The following is a 19,866-nucleotide window of genomic DNA, read 5'->3' as shown; positions in this document are numbered from 1 at the left end:
GATTAAATTCCGAAACCCCATTTGCGAAAGCAGATGGGGTTTTGTTTTGGGCGGGCGAAAACCTCCTGACAAAATTGCACAGTTATTTCTGAACCAGACCACTAGAATAGGCGCCTAATCTTTTTTAGAGTCCGAGCCCTATATATGCCCGATCCGGTCGATGCCCTCAAGGTTTCGGATCTACCACTGGACGATCTGGTGGCATGCCATGAGTGCGACTTATTGATGCGTAAGCCGACGCTCGCACTCGGCGAAAAAGCCCAATGCCCACGTTGCGGTTATGAGCTGTACGCCCATCGGCACAATGTCGTTGAGCGAAGCCTCGCGTTGGTACTCGCTGCGCTATTGCTATACATCCCTGCGAACTTTCTGCCCATCATGCAGCTCAATCTACTCGGGCAGTCCTCAGAAGACACTGTATGGAGCGGCGTAGTCGGTTTGTTCGATACCGGCATGCAAGGCGTCGCCGCCGTGGTGTTTTTATGCAGCATGGGCATTCCCTTGCTCAAGCTGCTTTGTCAGTTGGCTGTGTTGCTCAGCATTCGCTGGAGGATCGGCCGCAGTTATGGGCTGCTGCTATACCGCATCTACCACCATATGAAAGATTGGGGGATGCTGGAGGTCTACCTGATGGGCGTGCTGGTGGCGATCGTAAAACTCGCCGACATGGCCTCCATCACCATTGGTCTGGGGCTGGTCTGTTTCATCAGTTTGTTAATGGTTCAGGTACTGCTGGAGGTGGTGATGTCGCCCCACCAGATCTGGCAGGCATTGTCTGGAGAGGATGACCATGCGGGCGATTGATGCAGGCATTCTGATTTGTACCGAATGTCACGAGCTGAACAAACAGGAACCCGACACCGACGAACAAATCTGCACCCGCTGCGGTGCTTTGATCCACCCCCGTCGGCCCAACAGCCTTGCACGTACGTGGGCGTTACTGATCACCGCTGCCATTCTGTACATCCCTGCCAACCTGCTACCCATCATGACCATCAATTCTCTTGGCCAGGGAGACCCCAGTACGATCATGGCCGGCGTGATTCAACTGGTGCAACACGGTATGTTCCCGATCGCCGCCGTGGTGTTTGTCGCCAGCATTCTTGTGCCGACCTTCAAGCTGGTGGGCATAGGTCTGCTACTGTTTTCGGTGCAGCGCCATCAGCCGTTGTCCGCGCAACAACGTATCGTGATGTACCGCTTTATCGAGTTCATTGGACGCTGGTCCATGCTGGATATCTTCGTGATCGCCATCCTGGTGGCGGTTGTAAATTTTGGGCGACTCGCCAGTGTCGAGGCCAATCTCGGTGCCGCGGCGTTCGCCAGTGTGGTGATCTTGACGATGCTTGCCGCAGTAACTTTTGATCCCCGACTGATTTGGGATAACACGGAGTCGGACGACGACCATGAGTGATTTGCCTAAAGCTAAAACCCGCCCAGCCTCAAACTGGTCGGCCATCTGGGTGTTGCCTCTGATCGCCCTGATCATCGGCGGCTGGCTGGGGTGGCGTGCCTATTCCCAGCAAGGCATCGAGATTCAGGTGCGCTTTGAAAGTGGTGAAGGTATCCAGGTCAACAAGACCGAAGTGGTCTACAAAGGCATGCCGGTAGGCAAGGTCAAGACCCTGGCTCTGGACGACGAGGGCAACAATCGCGGCGTAATTGCCACCATCGAGATGGACAAGGACGTCGAGCAATACCTCAAGACCAACACCCGCTTCTGGCTGGTCAAACCCAGTGTCAGCCTCGCCGGCATCACCGGCTTGGAAACCCTGGTCTCGGGTAACTACATCGCCGCCAGCCCTGGCGACGGCGAGCCCACCCGCAAATTCAAGGCACTCTCCGAAGAGCCTCCGCTTTCCGACGCCAAGCCGGGTCTGCACTTGACCATCAAGGCCGACCGTCTGGGATCGCTCAACCGCGGCAGCCCGGTGTTCTACAAGCAGATCCAGGTCGGCCAGGTCAAAAGCTACCTGCTCTCCGAAGACCAGAGCACCGTGGAGATCAAGGTCTACATCGAACCGACCTACGCAAGCCTGGTGCGCAAACACACGCGTTTCTGGAATGCCAGCGGCATCAGCATCGACGCCAACCTCTCCGGCGTGAAGGTCCGCAGTGAATCCCTCTCCAGTATCGTCGCCGGCGGTATTGCCTTTGCCACGCCCGAGAACCGCAAGGACAGCCCGCCGACGGATCCAAGCCTGCCGTTCCGCCTCTATGAAGATTTCGATGCCGCTGCTGCCGGTATCAAGGTCAAGGTCAAACTCACTGACTTCGAGGGCCTACAGGCTGGTCGTACACCAGTGATGTACAAAGGCATTCAGGTCGGTAGTCTGAAGACCCTCAAGATCGACCCGGACCTGTCCAGCGCCAATGCCGAGCTGACCCTCGACCCTCTGGCCGAAGACTACCTGGTTAACGACACGCAGTTCTGGGTGGTCAAACCCTCCATTTCCCTGGCCGGTATCACTGGCCTGGAAGCATTGGTCAAAGGCAACTACATCGCCATTCGTCCTGGCGACAAGGGCAGCGCCCCACAACGCGAATTTGTCGCCCGTGCCAAGGCGCCGCCGTTGGACCTGCGCTCTCCTGGCCTGCACATGGTGCTGCTCACCGACAACCTGGGCTCCCTGGATGTGGGCAGCCCGGTCCTCTATAAGCAGGTCAAGGTCGGCTCGGTACAGAGCTACCAGTTCTCGCGCAAGAACAAGCAACTGGTGATCGGCGTTCACATCGAGAAGGAATACGAGAACCTGGTCAACGGCTCCACACGTTTCTGGAACGCCAGTGGCGTTACCTTGACGGGCGGCCTGACGGGTGGCATCCAGGTGAAAAGCGAGTCCCTGGCCAGTTTGATGGCCGGCGGTATCGCCTTTGAAACCCCCGAGCCGAACGTACCGCTGAAAAAGCGCATCCCACGCTTCCGCCTCTTTGCCGACCGTGAAGCGGCCAACCAGCACGGCACCCTTGTGACGATCAAGGTCGACCGTGCCGACGGGCTACGTCCCGGCACGCCGATCCGTTTCAAAGGGTTGGACGTGGGCAAGATCGAAAGCGTCGACCTGAGCGCCGACATGCAATCGGTATTGCTTGGTGCGCGTATTACCCAAGTGGCCGACCGCATCGCGCGCACGGGCAGCCAGTTCTGGGTGGTCAAGCCGGAGTTGGGTTTGATGAAAACCTCGAACCTGGAAACCCTGGTCACCGGGCAATACATCGAAGTGCAACCTGCCGTTAAAAACACCGGGCCGCAAAAAAGCTTCGTGGCGCTGGACCAACCGCCAGAAGCTGTTCATCAGGAAGAGGGCCTGAGCCTGGTACTCAGCGCTGCACGTCGCGGCTCGCTGAAGGAAGGTGTTCCCGTCACCTACCGTGAAGTGACCGTCGGCAAGGTCACCGGCTATGAGCTGGGCCAGACTGCTGACCGTGTACTTATCCACATCCTTATCGAGCCGAAATATGCGCCGCTGGTCCGCAGTGGCAGCCGCTTCTGGAACACCAGTGGTTTCGGCCTCGACTTTGGCCTGTTCAAAGGCGCGACGGTGCGTACCGAGTCTTTGGAAACCCTGGTTGCCGGTGGTATCGCCTTTGCGACACCCGATGGCGAGCGAATGGGCAACGCTGCACGGCCTCAACAGACCTTCCCGCTGTTCGACAAGTTTGAGGATGAATGGCTGACCTGGGCGCCGAAAATCCCGCTCGGCAAATAAACCTGGGCGCCTTCATCGCGGGCAAGCCCGCCTCCCACATTGGCTTGCGATCACAGTGTGGGAGCCGGGCTTGCCCGCGATGAGGCCCGAACAGACAACAAAAAAGGCCCCTGGATTCTCACCCAGGGGCCTTTTGCATTTCAGCCGAAAAGGTCAGACCTCATCCAGCTCCGGCTCATCCGCCTGCACATTCATCGTCGCCTTCACCACATCGTGACGACGAATGTACTTCCAGTCCGCCTCATCGATATAGATCCCGTTCGGCCCGCTGCCACCCTCCAGGTCGATCGCCACCTGGGCGGACACCTGCGGTTTCACACTGGCCAGAATCGGTACGAAGCCCAACTGCAAGCTGGTTTCCAGCAACGCTGCCTGGTTTTTCTCGTCGATGTCCGCTGCCTCGTCGAGGTAGTACGGCAAGCGCACGCGCCCGGCCTGGTCGCGGTCCATCAAGTGCAGCAACAAATACATGTTGGTCAGCGCCTTGATAGTCATGGTGGTGCCGTTGGAGGCTGCGCCATCAATGTCGGTATGAATCACCGGTTGGCCATGCACCTTGGTGATCTCGAACGCCAGTTCGAACAGATCCTTGAGGCCCAACTGGTTATGGTTGGCCGCCACCAGGCGTGCCAGATATTCCTTGGCTTCCTCGTTCTTGTTGTCCTGCTCGGCGCTTTGGCTGAGGTCGAACACCGACAGCGTCTCGCCTTCCTCATACTGGCCGGCACTGTGGATGATCTGGTCGATGTGCTTGAGCGCTTCCTTGTTCGGCGCCAACACGATACGGAAGCTCTGCAGGTTGGAGACCTGGCGTTTGTTGATCTCACGGTTGAACAACGCCAACTGATGCTCGAGGCTGTCGTAGTCGCTGCGGATATTGCGCAGGGTCCGCGCGATATCGGTGACTGCCGCGCGACGCGCCTTGCCCAGGGTCAGTGCCTCATCGGTCCGGTGTGCGTACGCGTTGATCAGCAGTTGCAGGCGACGCTCCACATCATCCTCGCTGTCGAACTTGGCCACGCCCTTGAGGCGCACCTGGGCGTACAGCGCTTCAATCTGGCCATCGACGCGCAGCAAACCCTGCCAGCTGTCCTGATAGTCATTGAGCAGCGGCAACAAGTTGTCCATGGAGTCATCGACCGGGTCCATGAACGGCGTACCGAAGGGCAGGTCCGCCGGCAACAGCTGGCGACGACGCAGCGCGTCATCCAGCGTGCGCTGCTTGGCTTCCATATCGGCAATCTGACGACCTACCAGTTGCAACTTGGCCGACAACTGCTGAACGCGTTCAGTGAAGGCGTCGCTGGAACGCTTCAACTCGTCCTGCGCCGCTTCCATCTGCGCCAATTGCTCCAGCTTCTCGCCTTCCTCGGCGCCCAGGGTCTGCGTACGGCGGAAATCTTCCAGCGCTTTTTGCGCATCCAGCACCTGCTGGTACAGCGCTTCGGTCTGGGTTTTGCTCGCTGCGCGGTCAGCCGCCACGGCTTGCTGGGTTTTCAGCTGCTTGAGCTCTTTTTCCAGACGCTCTTTCTGGTCACGCAAGGCGGCGCGGTCCGCCAGCGCTTGCAGTGCCGGTGGCTCGATGTGGGAGATGTCGATGGACAGGCCCGGCACTTCAAATCGCTCGCCCTTGAAACCATCCAGAATCTGTTCGAGGGATTTGACCCACTGGCCATCCTCGTCCAGCGAGATGCCATGCTCGCCCAGCGGCAAGCTGAACAACGCGCTGTTGAACAGCCGCATCAGACGCTCGACATCCTGCTGCGAGAATTCCTCCCGCAGCTTGGCGTAGCTGTTGTTGTCAGCGTGATCCAGCTGCTGCTTGACCGACTTCAAGCGTTTTTCCAGGTCCCGCAGGCGCTCGTCCAGGTCTTCGGCGCTGAACTGACGGGATTGCGCCAATGCGCCGGCCAGCTCATCGTGGGCATCCTTGGCCGCCAACAGTTGCTGCTCCAGCACCTTGACGTCATCCACCAGCGCAAAGCGATTCTTCAGCACCGACAATTCGCCCAGCCAGCGCTGAATGCCGCTGATTTCGCGCTCCAGACGCATCAGTTCCTGGGTGCTGCCGCGCTGATCGTTTTGCAGTGAGTCCTGCTCGTTGCGGTAGTGCTCGGCCTGGATGGTCAGCTCTTCCTTGCGCGAGCCTGCATAGTCCGACCAGGTGCCTAGCAACGAATCCAGCAACGGCGACAGGCGGTGCAATTTGCCGCGCAGAATGTCGCGTTGTTTCACACCGTTGGACAACGCTTCCACCAGAGGGCCGGCGGCCACCAGCGAGTTGTAGTCCTGCTCCATGCGTCGCACATCGCGGAAGGCTTCTTCACACGCTGCGATGTAGTCCACGCTACCGGAGCGCAGGCTGTGTTCGAACGCATCCAGGAACAGTTGCTTGAGCTTGGCCGCAGTGATTTCGCGCATGTGCAGCAGGTTGATGAACAGCGCGCGGAACGTCTTCAGGCTCTGTTCGCTGGTGGAGCGCAGCGGAATCAGGGTCAGGTCCAGCGGGATCGACGTGTGACCGCCCACCAGCAAGCGGCGCAGTTCATCGGGCTTGAGCTCGTAGGCCTTCAGGCCCTCGCGCTCAAGATTGGTGAACAGCTCTTTCTGACGCAGGCAGGTGTCGTTCTTCTGGTAATGCGCGAGGTCCAGTTTGCCCGCATAGGCAAAGAACTGGTGCCCGAAGCCACCGCCGGGACCGCGCCCGACCACGCCGATCACGTGCGGGCCATGGGGCAGGGCGACTTCCACCAGAATGTAACTGGTGTCGGAGGCAAAGTAGAAGCGCCGGGACTGTTCCAGCGTGTATTTGCCGAAACTCATGTCCGACATACGCGCCAGAATCGGGAATTGCAGCGCGTTGATCGAAGCCGATTTACCCAGGTTGTTCGCACCGTATACCGACAGCGGCTCCTCCAGCGGGAACAACCCCAGGCTGTAACCGGCGGTGTTCAATAGGGCGAAGCGGCGGATGCCGTAGCGTTCCTTGCTCATGCGTCGGTCTCCTGTTCTTCGGCAATGGCGCGGGCCAGGGCGTCTTCTTCGCTTTCTTCAGAGAAGTCGCTCAGGTCCAGTGGGTCATCGGTCTGCAGCAGTTTTTCGTCGCTGTCTTCGTCGATGATCACCGGCGCCGGCAACGGCAGTACGCTGTGAACGCTGGCGGCCAGGTCGCGGTCCTGCTGCACCGAGAGGCACACGTCGAGGAAACGGTGCATCGGCGGCAGGAAGCGGTACACGCCGTTGTCTTCGCTGGCAAAGCCCAGTTGGGTCATGCGGCGCATGATTTTCTCTTCGAGTTCTTCCTGGGTCTGTACCTCGGCCTGAATGAACAGGTCGCGGTACTTTTCCAGCAGCGATGGCAGTTCATCGCGGCCCAGGCTGCCGCCGTCGAGCACGGCGATCGGGTCGCGGCCCTGGTCGGCCAGGTGCTCGACGATGATGAAGGTGAACAGCGCCAGGCGCTGCGCCGTCTTGTTCACCTGCGCGGCGGCAGCGGCGGTGTCGGGCACGAAGTAGTAGAAACCCCGGGTATCGCACACCAGCTCGAAGCCCAGGGCCTTGAACAGCGTTCGGTACTGGTCCTGGAAGTTCGACAGTTGCGCGTACAGCTCCGGGTCGCGGCGGCTGACGTGGTAACCCTTGAACAGCTCGCGAAAGATCGACGCCAGCTGGGACAGTTCGGATAGATCAAGATGCATAAGGCGTGCTCGCAGAATTCTCGGCAGAGTCGGTGCTGGCCGGGAGCAGGGCGAAGGAGCGCAGGCTGACCTGATGCTCCTGTGTGTGGTAGTCACGTCGTTCCAGGCGTTCGCGCTTGAAGCGTTTTTCCCGTGACAGGCGAGAGAACCAGTACAGCAATTCGTCGGTGGCGCCGTTGGGCTCCTGCTCCAGCAACCAGGTCATCAGGTCGGGCATCGGCAGGGCGTCTTCGCAGCGCTCGAGCATTTCCTTGACCGTGCGCGGCGCACGTGGGGCGTCGCCTTTGTAGGACTTGTGCGCCTTGGGGAAACGCGCCGGTTTCGGCTCGAACTTGGCCAAGGCGTACACATACGCCTCGACCTGGTTCGCGCTGCCCAGGAATGTGCTTTGCGGCCGGGTGAACATCGGCATCGCCGCTTGCGGCACCGCGTCCAGGCCCTTGCGGCGGATCGCCGACAGGGCCAACGCCGCGCCACGGGTCACGGCATTGTGACGGCGCGCTTCTTCACGCAACGGCAGCAGCAGTTCGCGCGCATGGCGCAAGGTCAGCTGGGCGCTGGTCTGCATTTCGAGGATGCGCGCGTGGGTGCGCAGCAACATGTCGTCGTCCACCAGGTGGCCGAGGCGCTGTTGCTCGGTGAGCAGGCGCAACAGCACGTTTTCCACCTTGCGCACGCCTTGCTCAAAGGCGCCATCGGCGTTCACCAGTTGGATCATCGGCTCGACGTATTCGTCCCAGGTCGCCAGCACCTCGGCGTAGCGCTGGCGCAACGGGATCTGCCGGTCGCTGGTCTTGGCCCGGTCGGCCACGGCGGCGAGGGCCTGTTCGTCGTTGGCGAGTTTTTTGAGTACGTCGCGCACACGCATGTCGAGCAGGCGCAGTTGGCGTGCCAGGTCGTGGCCATCCCGGATGTCGAAGGCGTCCTGGATATAACCGGCCAGGCGCTCGAGGTGGCGCAGGTAGGCTTCGATCTCCAGGCACAGGCCAAGCCGGTGCTCCTTGCGAAGGTACGCCAGGAAGTCATGGATCTGCGCGTTGAGCTCGAAACGGTTCGGGCTTTTGGCGACAGGTACCAGGATGTCCAGGCGAATCCACACGTCCAGCAGGTTGGTGATGTCCTGGGGCGTGCTGTCCAGTTGTTGGGCGGCCAGTTGCGCGCGCAGTTCACCCAGGCTCAGGGTGCCTTGGTCGAAGTGTTCGCACAGTGGCTCAAGTAAGGCCCAGTGTTCGGCGAGGGCGCGCAGGACGCGCTTGGGTTCGATCATGGGAATGGCCGGCTGGTTGGCGATTAAAAGTCGCGATTGTACTGCATCGGGCGCGGGATTTATCCACAGCCGGTCAGTGCACAGTGGGCGATTGTTACCGAACAGCGGTAGAATCCCCGCACTTTCAGTTATCCACAAGTGGCCGAGCTGTGCTTATCGAGTCCCGACGTCGCGCTTACTTGACCGCCATGCAGGTGGTCAACTGGCTGCCCCGCACCGAACTGCCGTTTGCCGCGCCGTCACGGCCCGAGCTGTTGCAGGCGCTTGAGCCCTATGAGGCGTTCGAAACGTCGGGCGAAGAGGCGGCAGCGCCTGTCGCGGTAATCAAGCCGGCCGCGCCTGTGCGCCCAGTGGTGGAGCGCGCCAGGATCGAAGTGCCACGGCCTTCACCGGTCGCCAAGGCCGTGGTGGCCGAAGAGGCAGCTCCCGTGGTCAAGGCTCCGGTGGTTCCGCCGCCGCGTTTTGCCCTGCAATTGCTGCGGGCCGGGCGTTGCCTGCTGCTGGTGGAGCTGCCTACCGGCGAGCGTTTCCAGGCCCGCGACCCCGCGTATTTGCTGCTCAAGGATATGCTGCGCGCCGCCGGCCTGCCCGATAGCCCGCAGATCGTCGGCGACCCGGTGCGCTGGCCGTTGCTGGCACGCGGCACTCTGGATCAGGGGCCCGACGCTGCCCGGGATTTTGTGCAAGGTTTTGTGTCTGCCCGTCTGGAAGACGAACCCTGCGTGTGCCTGTGGCTGATCGGCCTGCCCGCCGTCCGTTTTGCCGGCGAAGCGAACGCCGAAGCCTGGTACCGCGAGCTACAGGTCGAAGGCCTGGGCTCGGTATGGGCCCTGCCGGGCCTGGAACTGTTAATGGAAGAGCCACAGCGCAAGGCTGATGTGTGGCAAGCCATGCGCCGGCTGATGGCGCGCTGGAAAACGACCGATGAGTGATGCTCTATCCTTCCGCCCGATGACCGAGGCCGACCTCGATGCCGTGCTGAAAATCGAATACGCGGCGTTCAGCCACCCTTGGACCCGCGGGATCTTTCTCGATGGGTTGGGCAAATACCAGATCTGGCTGATGTTCGAAGGCGAGCAACAGGTGGGCCACGGCGTGGTGCAGATCATTCTCGACGAAGCACACCTGCTGAATATCACCGTCAAACCGGAAAACCAGGGCCGTGGCCTCGGCCTGGCGTTGCTGGAACATTTGATGTCCCGCGCCTACGCCGCCAGCGCCCGGGAGTGTTTCCTGGAAGTGCGTGACAGCAATACCGGCGCTTTCCGCCTTTACGAGCGCTATGGTTTCAACGAAATCGGCCGTCGCCGCGACTACTACCCCGCGGTGGGTGGCCGCGAAGATGCAGTCGTCATGGCCTGCACCCTGGTCGACTAGATACGCATCTCCAATTTGAAAAACCGCTTTCTGTGGGAGCCGGGCTTGCCCGCGATGACGGTGGGTCATTCGATACCGCAATCGCAGGCAAGCCAGCTCCCACAGGGTTCAGCGGTTACCGTCAACGGGGTCAATATCTGCCAGTTCGGCCTCATCCAACCCATTACCGCCACCAATGTCATCTTCGTCCACGATGCTCAAGTCGTAATCCGCCGGATTATCGTTGCCTTCCTCGGCAGCATCGCGTGCACCGTCTTCCTTGATCAGCGTTTCCGGTGTCAAATCATCACCGCGCTGCGCCGTGGGGGTTTCCTTGTCAAAATCCAGCTCGCGCACCGAGCCCATGCGGTCTTCGTTGTCGTCGATGGCGGGCGGCTGCGCGGCACCGTAGGGACGTCGTGATTCAGTCATGGCCAATCCTCATACTGTGGGGCTTATAGTGTGTGGACAGGCCTGGCTCCCCAAAAATTCAAGCTAATTTGCGTGCGGCGTGACCTGGACGAGGGGTTGTCAGTCACAAAACTGCGCATCATTCCTGAGGGTTACCCTGATGAACGAACTACAAGACCTGCTTGATAACAATGAACGCTGGGCGGACGCGATCAAACAGGAAGATCCCGAATTCTTCGCCAAGCTCGCCCGCCAGCAAACCCCGGAATACCTGTGGATCGGCTGTTCCGACGCCCGCGTACCAGCCAACGAGATCGTCGGCATGTTGCCCGGTGATCTGTTCGTACACCGCAACGTGGCGAACGTGGTGTTGCACACCGACCTCAATTGCCTGTCGGTGATCCAATACGCCGTCGACGTGCTCAAGGTCAAACACATCCTCGTTACCGGCCACTATGGCTGCGGTGGCGTACGTGCTTCGATGCAGGACAGTCAGTTCGGCCTCATCGATGGCTGGTTGCGCACCATTCGTGACCTTTACTACGAAAACCGTGACGTACTGGCCCAACTGCCGACCGAAGAAGAACGCGTCGACCGCCTCTGCGAGCTGAACGTGATCCAGCAAGTGGCCAACGTCGCCCATACCAGCATCGTGCAGAACGCCTGGCACCGTGGGCAGAGCCTGTCGGTGCATGGTTGCATCTATGGCATCAAGGACGGTCGCTGGAAGAGCTTGAACACCACCATCAGCGGTTTCGAGCAACTACCGCCGCAGTATCGCCTGCGTCCGCTGGGCGAAGCCTAAGGGCGCTTACGGTCGCGCCATTGGGCCATGAACGCCTGGCCCTCGGCGTTCAGTGGCTCATCGCGACCGGTGATCCAGCCCCGGCAGTTCAGCTCGCCGCAGTCGCAAGCGAACTGCCGCCACAGGCTGTCCTCGCTGTGGGCGTAGTCGATGGTCAGCAGGCTGCCGGCCCGGATCTCATGCAGGGTCCAGACTTCCAGGTATTGCAGGTCCAGAAACACGTTCGGTGTGCAGGAGTGCGAGAGCAAGCCGCAGAACCATGCATCGTACAAATGGATGCGTGACGACAACTGCAAGGTGTGCCGGCGACGTTCGCTCACGGCGTAGCCGGAGATTTTGGCGATGCACACGCGGCTGTCAAAGGCCACGCGGGCCTTGATACCGGCGCCAGTGCCGTCCAGGGCCGCTATCACTTCGAAATGGGTTGTCGAGGGATAGCCCTTTTCCGGCTGGGGGGTGAAGGGATAAAGCCAGTCACTCACAGCGGTCTTAGCCTTGTCCATGGCTTGAGTCTTCATAACGCTCCTCGGGTGGGCTGCATCGACCTGCGGAGAGTGTCTGACTACCAGTCTTGCAGCGAATGATCGCGGCTCCAGACTCGCTGAACGAGCGACCGATTTCTACTGTCAACTCTGACAGTAGAAACCGGTGTTGTTGTAGGCGGACTAGAGTGCAGGCGCGGTGATGCTGGGGGCGGGAGCGGCGTCCTTCAACTGCTTGAGTTGAGTCTTGACCGGCGGCGTGGCGCACTTGGCGTTGGCCTGGTCTGGCGTCAGGTCGCGTACCGAGGTGTAGAACAGCTCGCAGGTCTGCTCTTTGCGCGTGACCTGCCAGGTATTCATGCACGCCTTGAGCAGCACATTCGGGTCGTTCGCCGGCTTCTGGCCCATGCCCGCCTGCCAGCAAGCGGCGCTCAAGTCCTGGCCCATCACCTTCAAGCCGGCCTCGTCGGCCTTCTGTTCGTTCCCGTCATACGTGGCCGGGTCTGCCGCGTACCAGATGTAGCTCGGGTGGTTGGCGCCCAGTACCGCGACGCTTTTGCCGGCGGCAGGGCTGATCTGCGCCAGGCCCAGTACGCCGACGGTCTGGCCATACTGTTGTTTGATCCAGTTACGCACCGGTGCGCCGAACGCCACCATCGGCAACGAGCCACTGGCGGTCAGGCTCAGTTCCCTGACCATGCGCGTCTGGTAGTCGGTGAAGTAGCTGTAGACGTTCTCCAGGTCCTTGCCGGCGTTGGAGGGCGCGGCGATAGGCGCAATATCGATGATGGTCTGGTAGGCCGGTGTTTCAGTGGCCGGGATACCGTTGTCCGTCAGCAGGGCCGCCCAGCGGTCGGTAGTCTTCGACTCCAGGTAGTCCTGGGCCTGGGTCAGTGAATAATCCGGCGGGAAGTGCAGCAACTCGATACTTTTGCGGTTCTCCAGGGCCATGCCCAGCGGCAGGAACAGGTACCAGTTGTACGCCCACTTGCCGTCGCTGTTGAGTTTACTGGCGCCCTGGTAGGCCAGGTCCTCGGTGTTGAGCAGGTTGGTCAACGGCTGGCCGTAAGTGTCCGGCACCCCGCTGAAGCTCGCCGACACCTGGCCGTCGTGGCTCTTCACGCTGACCTTGGCGCGGCTGTAGCCGTCCCGTTGCAGGCTCTGGTTCAGATAATGCTCGGCGGTCTGTTCCAGCGACCATGGCCGAAAGCAGATCACATTGCAGTTGTTGGGAAACGCAAAAAGCTGGGTGACGCGTTGCGTACTCCCCAGCGGTACCTCGATATCAGCCTGTACGACCGCACTCGCCATCAGTGCGGCCAGGGTGAAGGACAGCCTGGTCGGTTTGAACATAGTCGATTCCTTGTCAGCGAAAGCCCGTCTGCGCGGGGTGAAGGCCCACGTGCACACAGTAGCGGTTGACCAGGAAAACCGCGTGCTAAATCGCCGGGTGTGTCGCTATTGGATAAGAAACCCTACACATTGAACTGCAATGTGTTGGTCAGATCGCCCATGGGCTTCTGCCCGCGAGCGCTCATCGCCTCATCGCGTTGCTTGAGGCCGTCCAGGGTTTCCAGCTGGAACACCCGGGTGATCAGGCGCAGGATCGACGCGGTGTCGTACACCGTATGGTCCACCGTGCCCTTGCGTGCGAACGGCGAGACCACGATGGCGGGAATCCGCGTGCCCGGGCCCCAACGGTCCCCCTTGGGCGGTGCGACGTGGTCCCACCAGCCGCCGTTTTCATCGACCGTCACCACCACCACCATGTTTTTCCACTGCGGGCTTTCCTGCAGTACCTTCAGGGCACGCACGATATGGCGGTCACCCGAGGCCACGTCGGCATACCCTGCATGCATGTTGAGATTGCCCTGGGGCTTGTAGAAGGTCACGGCGGGCAGTTTGCCGGCTTGGGCATCGGCGAAGAATTTGTTGGTGCCAGGCTCATCGCCCAGGCCGCCATCGCGCAGGCGTTTGTCACGCTCGGCGCGGTTTTCCGGACCCTGCTGCTTGAAGTAGTTGAATGGCTGGTGGTGGTACTGGAAGTTCGGGATCTTCGGAATGCCGCCCGAATCCTTGAACTGATCCAGCGTCGCTTGCCACGCGCCGGCGTACCACGCCCAGTCGACGTTCTTTTTCGACAGCTTGTCGCCGATGTGTTCGTGGGTCTGCGGCACCAGCACATTGGGCAGGTCCGGCTTGGAATAATCAGGGTTTTCCGGGTCGCGAATCCAGGTCGGCCAGTAAGGCGGCGCCAGGGTGTTCACCCCGTAGCCATCCGGGGTCAATGCGCTGGGACCGAACTGCGGCGGGCCGGTCATGGCGCTGGCCGGGGACTTGTCCAGCGGCTTGAGACGCGGGTCGGCAGGGTCATCGCTTTGCAGCGTGGCAATCTGTGCCTTGGCCACCGACTGCGCGGCATTCGGGTAAAACGGCGCGGTAGCGCTGATCAGGTACTGGTGGTTGAGGAACGAGCCACCAAACGCGCCCTGGAAGAAGTTATCGCAGAGCACAAATTCCTTGGCGACGTCCCACAGGCGCAGGGCATACCGGCTCTGGGCATAGTGACCCATCACCAGGCCACCGGAGTCGGCCCAGGCGACGAAACCGTCATTCTTGCCGCCGTTGATCTGCATCTGGTTCTGATAGAACACGTGCCACAGGTCGCGGGTGACCAGGCTCAAAGGCAAGTCTTCGGCGTTCGGGCCTTTGAGCGCATAAGGGGCATTGGGCAGGTTTTGCTGGAATTGCACTTCGCTCGGGTATGTCACCCCATCCACGGTCTGCGGGCCGACCTGCAATACACCGCCCCAGGCAGGGGGCAGGGTGGGCAGCAGCGTGCCATCGCGGTCGCGTTGCTGCGTGTCGGCAGCGGTCAGCGCCGAGAGTGGTTTCTCCACCCCAGGAAAGTCTGCAAACAGGTTGTTGAAGCTGCGGTTCTCGGCATAGATCACCACCACGGTTTTCACCTGGTCGTGCAGGGCCTTGTCCAGCTCTTGCGGTGTGAGCGGCCGGGTTGCCGGTTTGCCCGGTGCTTCACCTGTGTTGCCGCAGGCACTCAACGTCGCACCAACCCCCAGCACTGCCGCGCCCCCAAGGAAGCGCCGACGGCTGGTATCGACCGGCGGTTGGGCTACGGAATCGGCGGAAGGGCGGTCTTCGTGCTCGTCACTCATTGCGGGAGTCCCTGGCGAGATGTTGCAAGATATTTCGCCGGAACGGTAACAATGGAATGTGACGGAACGAAGACAGCGGTTTGAGTCAGCGAATCACAGCAGACGCAGCACCCATTGGCAGCCTGCTCGCAAGTACTCCACCTGGGCCGTGACGGCATCTTTAACGATGGCTTCGCCTGTGTCGGTCAGCTTGGCCTTTTTTGAATCGATGATACTGGTCTGCAGTAGCTGCATGGCCACGTCGATCGACTTCTGAAAGGCCGTCACGTTGTTGTGCAGGCCAAACTCCTTGATAACAGCGGCCATGCGACGATCGGCGTCGTCTCGCAGGCTCCTGTATTCAGTGACTGAAACGTTGCCGTCCTTGTAGATATCAGCGATCAACTCTTCCAGTGATTGGGATAGGGGCGTCATCGGAGTTTCCTTGTAGCTGGGTGAGTAGGAGTCCGAGTCAGGTTAATCAAAGGTATGGGGGAAGAGAGTCGGGGGTTGCCGTTGTCTGGAGTAGGACAACCCCACGCGTTACATCGGAAGAGACTTTTAAGGCATCACCGGCGGCAAATACTTCAGCGTCGTCCCCAACGCCCACAGCAGGAACAACACCAACGGCGTGTGCACCAGCAACTGCACGAACGAGAACCCGATCAGGTCTCGCGCCTTCAGGCCCAATACTCCCAAAAGCGGCAGCATATAGAACGGGTTGATCAGGTTCGGCAGCGCCTCGGCGGCGTTGTAGATCTGCACCGCCCAGCCCAAGTGGTATTGCAGGTCATTGGCTACCTGCATCACGTAGGGCGCTTCGATGATCCACTTGCCACCGCCCGACGGGATAAAGAAGCCCAGCACCGCCGAGTACACACCCATCAGCAATGCATAGGTGTCGTGGGACGCGATGGAGGTGAAGAAGGTCGAGATATGGTGCGCGAGGGTCTGGCCGTCGCCGCCCTTGACCACGGTCATCAGTGCGGCGATCGAGCCGTAAAGCGGGAACTGGATCAGTACGCCGGTGGTGGTCGGCACCGCGCGCGCCACGGCATCAAGGAAGCTGCGCGGGCGCCAGTGCAGCAGGGCACCCACCATGATGAACAGGAAGTTATAGGTGTTCAGCCCCGAGATGGCGCTGATCGCCGGTTTGGTCGAGAACTCATGGAACAACCAGCCCGCTGCCAGCAGGGCCAGCAGGATGGTCAGCAACGGGCTGTGTTCCAGCCATTCGCCCGGGCGGCTGGGGGCTTGCAGCTTGGGCAGGTTGAAGGCCGGGTCGACGCCGCAATCCTTCGCATCGCGGGCGCTGTTCGGGCCGGGCGCGGTGGCGTAGGCGATGATCAGCGACACCACGATCAACGCCAGCAGCATCACGCCGGATTGCCACAGGAAGATCGTGTCGGTGAACGGAATCACCCCGGTGATCGCCAGGATCGACGGCGGCAGGCTGGCCGGGTTGGCCTGCAACTGTGCGGCGGACGACGACAGACCCAGTGCCCACACGGCGCCAAGCCCCAGATACGCAGCGGCACCTGCTGCGCGGTAATCCATGCGCAAGTCCGTGCGACGCGCCAGCGCCCGCACCAGCAAACCGCCGAATACCAGGGACAGGCCCCAGTTCAGCAGGGAGGCGACCATGGAAATCAGCGCCACCCACGCCACGGCCGAGCGGCCGTTCTTCGGGATGCGGGCCAGGCGGTCGATCAACTTCACCGCTGGCGGGGAACTGGCGACCACATAACCGCCGATCACCACGAAGGCCATCTGCATGGTGAACGGAATCAGGCTCCAGAACCCATCGCCGAATGCCTTGGCGGCCTCGGTCGGCGCTGCACCCATGCCCAGGGTCGCCACGGCGACAATGATCACGGCGAGGGCAGCAAACACCCAGGAGTCAGGGAACCAGCGTTCGGCGAAATTGGAACAGCGCAGGGCAAATCGGGCATAGCGGCTTTCTTCGATAGCGTCGGCCACGAGTCTTTCCTCTTGTATTTATTATGGTGCAGGCAATTTTCCGGCATGTTCCGCTACAGCCTTTGATTTGGGAATGTAGTTATCTTCATCGATCAATGAGGAAAACAAATATATCTGCCGTGATTGCCATCATCGGGCTCAGCTCATAACCTGCACGCCATTTTGTTTGTCTGCCGAGCCTCTACATGACTGCCACCCTTTCTCCACAGGCGCAGCGTTTTTCCCGCTCCGACTACAAAACCCTGGGCCTGGCCGCCCTGGGCGGTGCCCTGGAAATCTACGACTTCATTATTTTCGTGTTTTTCGCGCTGACCTTGAGCCAACTGTTCTTCCCCCCGGAAATGCCCGAGTGGCTGCGTTTGCTGCAAAGCTTCGGCATCTTCGTGACCGGCTACCTGGCGCGCCCACTGGGTGGCATCCTCATGGCGCACTTCGCCGACCATCTGGGGCGCAAGCGCGTATTCAGCTTGAGCATCCTGATGATGGCCTTGCCGTGCCTGCTGATCGGGATCATGCCCACCTACGCGCAGATCGGCTATTTCGCCCCGCTGATCCTGCTGGCGCTGCGTGTACTGCAGGGCGCGGCGGTAGGCGGTGAAGTGCCAAGCGCCTGGACCTTCGTCGCGGAGCATGCGCCCCCCAACCATCGCGGTTACGCCTTGGGTTTCCTGCAAGCCGGGCTGACGTTCGGTTATCTGCTCGGCGCACTGACCGCCACCCTGCTGGCGCAGGTCTTCACCCCGGCGGAAATCCTCGACTACGCCTGGCGCTTGCCGTTCCTGCTCGGTGGCGTGTTCGGCGTGATCGGCGTGTGGCTGCGTCGCTGGCTCAGCGAAACCCCGGTGTTCCTCGAAATGCAGGCCCGCCGCCAGGCCGCCGCCGAACTGCCATTGCGTACCGTGTTACGCGACCATCGCGCCGTGCTGCTGCCGGCGATGGTGCTCACCTGCGTCCTGACCTCGGCGGTGGTGGTCCTTGTCGTGATCACCCCGACCATGATGCAGAAAACCTTCGGCATGAGCCCCAGCCACACGTTCGCCTTGAGCGCGTTGGGCATCGTGTTCCTGAATATCGGCTGTGTACTGGCTGGCTTGCTGGTCGACCGCATCGGCGCCTGGCGCGCGGTGCTGGTCTACAGCCTGTTGCTGCCGGCCGGCATCGTGATGCTGTATGCCAGCCTCATCGCCGGCGGCGTGTGGCTGGGCGCGGCGTATGCCGTGGCGGGCCTGAGCTGTGGCGTGGTGGGCGCGGTGCCGTCGGTGATGGTCGGGCTGTTCCCGGCGCAAGTGCGAGTCTCGGGGATTTCCTTTACCTACAACATCGCCTATGCCCTGTGGGCGAGCACCACACCGCTGATGCTGATCGCATTGATGCCGACCAGCCCGTGGATTTGCGTGGGTTATTGCGTAGTGATGGGCGCGGTGGGAGTGGGTAGCGTGGCGCTGTTTGGCAAGCGCCACACCTTGGCGGCCTGAGGGTCAGGTCAAAAAGTGCCAGAGCACCAACGTACCGACCAGTCCCACCACTGAAACGATGGTCTGCAACACCGACCACACCCAGATCGTCTGTTTCAGCTGCAAGCCGAAGTACTCGCGCACCATCCAGAATCCGGCGTCGTTGACGTGGCAGAAGAACACCGAGCCTGCGCCAATCGCCAGGGCGACCAGCGAGCTTTGCGTCACCGCCAGCCCGGCCATCATGGGGGCGAGGATGCCGGCGGTGGTCGTGGTGGCGACGGTCGCCGAGCCGGTGGCCTGGCGCAGGGCCACAGCGATCAGCCAGGCCAGCAACAGGTAGGGCATGTGTGCGCCCTCGGCAACCTTGCTGATGGTCTGGCTCACGCCCGCATCCAGCAGGGTTTGCTTGAGGCCGCCACCGGCGCCGATGGTCAGCAGCAGCACGGCGATCGGCGCCAGGGCCTTGCGCAGGGTATTGCCGACTTCGGCGCGCGGCATGCCGGCAGCCCAGCCCAGGCAGATCACGGCAGCGATCACCGCCAGGCCCAGGGCAATCAGGGGCTCACCAAGGAATTTCAGGGTTATCGCGACCGTGCTTTGCGGCGGCATGGCGACTTTGGCCAGGGTGCTGCCGAGCATCAAGATCACCGGCAACAGAATGATCAGCAGCGACACGCCGAAGCTTGGTTGACGCGGCGCTTTGGGCGGGGCGCTGAACAGCGCGCCGATATCGGCGGGCTCATCCACCTGCAACCGCTTGGACAACCAATTGCCATAGATCGGCCCGGCCAGGATCACCGCCGGCACCGCCAGGCAAAAGCCCAGCAGCATGGTCAGGCCCAGGTCGGCATGCAAGGCGCTCACCGCAATCAGTGGCCCTGGGTGTGGGGGCATCAGCGCGTGCAGAGTGGTCATGCCGGCCAGTGCCGGAATGGCGATTTTCAGCAGCGGCAGGTTCGAGCGCTTGGCCATCACAAAGATGATCGGCACCATCATCACCAGGCCCACTTCGAAGAACAGCGGCAGGCCGATCACCATGGCCACCAGCGCCATTACCCAGGGCAATGCCTTGCCCTTGCCCAATCCGAGCAAGGTGGTGGCGATACGGTCGGCCGCACCGGATTCCGCCATCAGCGCGCCGAGCATCGAACCCAGGGCAATGATGATCCCGGCTTCGCCGAGGATCGCTCCCGCCCCTTTGCTGAACGCCTTGGCGACTTCTTCGGGGGGCAGTCCCGCGCCGACCCCGGCGATAAAGGTGCCGATCAGAATCGACAGGAACGGCGGCAACCGGGTCGCACTGATCAGCACGATGATGCTGGCAATCGCCAGCAGTACACAGAACATGAGGCGGGTGTCGTGAACCATCCACGCGGCAGTCGATAACTCCAAGACGGGACTCCTTATCGAACAGGTTGGGGAAATTGTTTCTTTTTGTTTCTTGTTCGAAAAGCATACCCGATACGACGATGGCCAAGTGCTTATGTACCGTTTTGGTGCGATCAGCGGTAAGACAGCGAAATGCCCGCCCCAGAGCCATTGCTG

17 protein-coding genes are annotated in these 19,866 nt (G+C 61.1%); 7 read left to right on the top strand and 10 right to left on the bottom strand.

The features are described from left to right. The first annotated feature begins 144 nt into the window (after window positions 1-144). The 3 genes from ACW9IB_RS12455 to ACW9IB_RS12445 are packed head-to-tail and all read left to right on the top strand — an operon-like array spanning window position 145 to window position 3,710. Entirely contained in the window at window positions 145-804 is a 660-nt protein-coding gene (locus tag ACW9IB_RS12455; protein WP_457366595.1) for a paraquat-inducible protein A, read from the top strand. Further along, on the top strand, window positions 791-1,414 hold the full coding sequence (locus tag ACW9IB_RS12450) for a paraquat-inducible protein A (RefSeq protein ID WP_457366596.1): 624 nt from the start codon (window positions 791-793) through the stop codon (window positions 1,412-1,414). Before ACW9IB_RS12455 ends, ACW9IB_RS12450 begins: the two co-directional genes overlap by 14 nt. Then, window positions 1,407-3,710 carry an MlaD family protein gene (locus tag ACW9IB_RS12445; protein ID WP_457413865.1) on the top strand — a complete coding sequence of 768 codons (2,304 nt, stop codon included), beginning with the start codon at window positions 1,407-1,409 and terminating at the stop codon, window positions 3,708-3,710. Before ACW9IB_RS12450 ends, ACW9IB_RS12445 begins: the two co-directional genes overlap by 8 nt. Before the next feature lie 153 nt (window positions 3,711-3,863). Here the strand turns inward: ACW9IB_RS12445 and mksF are convergent, their stop codons facing one another. From mksF to mksB, 3 genes are read right to left on the bottom strand one after another with little or no spacing between them, the layout of a single operon-like run. Beyond that, entirely contained in the window at window positions 3,864-6,704 is a 2,841-nt protein-coding gene (mksF, locus tag ACW9IB_RS12440) for an Mks condensin complex protein MksF (RefSeq protein ID WP_457413864.1), read from the bottom strand. Further along, complete coding sequence (gene mksE / locus ACW9IB_RS12435; protein ID WP_457413863.1) at window positions 6,701-7,408, bottom strand: Mks condensin complex protein MksE; 708 nt, start codon at window positions 7,406-7,408, stop codon at window positions 6,701-6,703. Before mksE ends, mksF begins: the two co-directional genes overlap by 4 nt. Then, complete coding sequence (gene mksB / locus ACW9IB_RS12430; protein ID WP_457366600.1) at window positions 7,398-8,675, bottom strand: Mks condensin complex protein MksB; 1,278 nt, start codon at window positions 8,673-8,675, stop codon at window positions 7,398-7,400. Before mksB ends, mksE begins: the two co-directional genes overlap by 11 nt. Window positions 8,676-8,863: 188 nt before the next feature. On the opposite strand from mksB, the gene ACW9IB_RS12425 reads away from it, so the two are divergent. Together ACW9IB_RS12425 and rimI are read left to right on the top strand one after the other, a co-directional pair. Further along, window positions 8,864-9,607, top strand: a complete 744-nt coding sequence (locus ACW9IB_RS12425) for an energy transducer TonB (protein ID WP_457413868.1) — start codon at window positions 8,864-8,866, stop codon at window positions 9,605-9,607. After that, entirely contained in the window at window positions 9,600-10,052 is a 453-nt protein-coding gene (rimI, locus tag ACW9IB_RS12420; RefSeq protein WP_457366601.1) for a ribosomal protein S18-alanine N-acetyltransferase, read from the top strand. Before ACW9IB_RS12425 ends, rimI begins: the two co-directional genes overlap by 8 nt. A 108-nt stretch (window positions 10,053-10,160) precedes the next feature. Here the strand turns inward: rimI and ACW9IB_RS12415 are convergent, their stop codons facing one another. Next, window positions 10,161-10,463: a serine kinase/phosphatase gene (locus ACW9IB_RS12415; RefSeq protein WP_457366602.1), complete on the bottom strand. Its 303-nt coding sequence runs from the start codon at window positions 10,461-10,463 to the stop codon at window positions 10,161-10,163. A 139-nt stretch (window positions 10,464-10,602) separates the two neighbouring features. Between ACW9IB_RS12415 and can the strand changes: the two genes are divergently transcribed. Beyond that, window positions 10,603-11,247, top strand: coding sequence for a carbonate dehydratase (gene can / locus ACW9IB_RS12410; protein ID WP_457366603.1), 645 nt, complete (start codon window positions 10,603-10,605; stop codon window positions 11,245-11,247). Here the strand turns inward: can and ACW9IB_RS12405 are convergent. The 5 genes from ACW9IB_RS12405 to ACW9IB_RS12385 all read right to left on the bottom strand — a co-directional run bounded on the left by ACW9IB_RS12405 (window position 11,244) and on the right by ACW9IB_RS12385 (window position 16,864). Beyond that, window positions 11,244-11,765: an SET domain-containing protein-lysine N-methyltransferase gene (locus tag ACW9IB_RS12405; RefSeq protein ID WP_457413862.1), complete on the bottom strand. Its 522-nt coding sequence runs from the start codon at window positions 11,763-11,765 to the stop codon at window positions 11,244-11,246. The two genes, can and ACW9IB_RS12405, sit on opposite strands and share 4 nt — an antisense overlap. A 147-nt stretch (window positions 11,766-11,912) precedes the next feature. Then, on the bottom strand, window positions 11,913-13,082 hold the full coding sequence (locus ACW9IB_RS12400; protein ID WP_457413861.1) for a hypothetical protein: 1,170 nt from the start codon (window positions 13,080-13,082) through the stop codon (window positions 11,913-11,915). A gap of 122 nt (window positions 13,083-13,204) precedes the next feature. Further along, the gene (acpA, locus tag ACW9IB_RS12395) at window positions 13,205-14,905 is read right to left on the bottom strand and encodes an acid phosphatase (RefSeq protein WP_457413860.1); all 1,701 of its coding nucleotides are present in this window, start codon (window positions 14,903-14,905) and stop codon (window positions 13,205-13,207) included. Between the two features lie 93 nt (window positions 14,906-14,998). Next, window positions 14,999-15,319: a hypothetical protein gene (locus ACW9IB_RS12390; protein ID WP_457413859.1), complete on the bottom strand. Its 321-nt coding sequence runs from the start codon at window positions 15,317-15,319 to the stop codon at window positions 14,999-15,001. A gap of 126 nt (window positions 15,320-15,445) precedes the next feature. Further along, window positions 15,446-16,864, bottom strand: a complete 1,419-nt coding sequence (locus ACW9IB_RS12385) for a short-chain fatty acid transporter (protein WP_457366609.1) — start codon at window positions 16,862-16,864, stop codon at window positions 15,446-15,448. A 185-nt stretch (window positions 16,865-17,049) separates the two neighbouring features. On the opposite strand from ACW9IB_RS12385, the gene ACW9IB_RS12380 reads away from it, so the two are divergent. After that, window positions 17,050-18,339: an MFS transporter gene (locus tag ACW9IB_RS12380; RefSeq protein ID WP_457413858.1), complete on the top strand. Its 1,290-nt coding sequence runs from the start codon at window positions 17,050-17,052 to the stop codon at window positions 18,337-18,339. A 3-nt stretch (window positions 18,340-18,342) separates the two neighbouring features. Here ACW9IB_RS12380 and ACW9IB_RS12375 read toward each other — a convergent pair whose 3' ends face one another. Next, window positions 18,343-19,713, bottom strand: coding sequence for a GntT/GntP/DsdX family permease (locus ACW9IB_RS12375; RefSeq protein WP_457413857.1), 1,371 nt, complete (start codon window positions 19,711-19,713; stop codon window positions 18,343-18,345). Window positions 19,714-19,866 lie beyond the last annotated feature (153 nt).

The sequence above is a fragment of the Pseudomonas sp. SDO524_S393 genome (assembly GCF_054071875.1).
The sequence above is the reverse complement of the archived record's forward strand: the minus strand, read 5'-3'. Positions and strand labels throughout refer to the sequence as shown.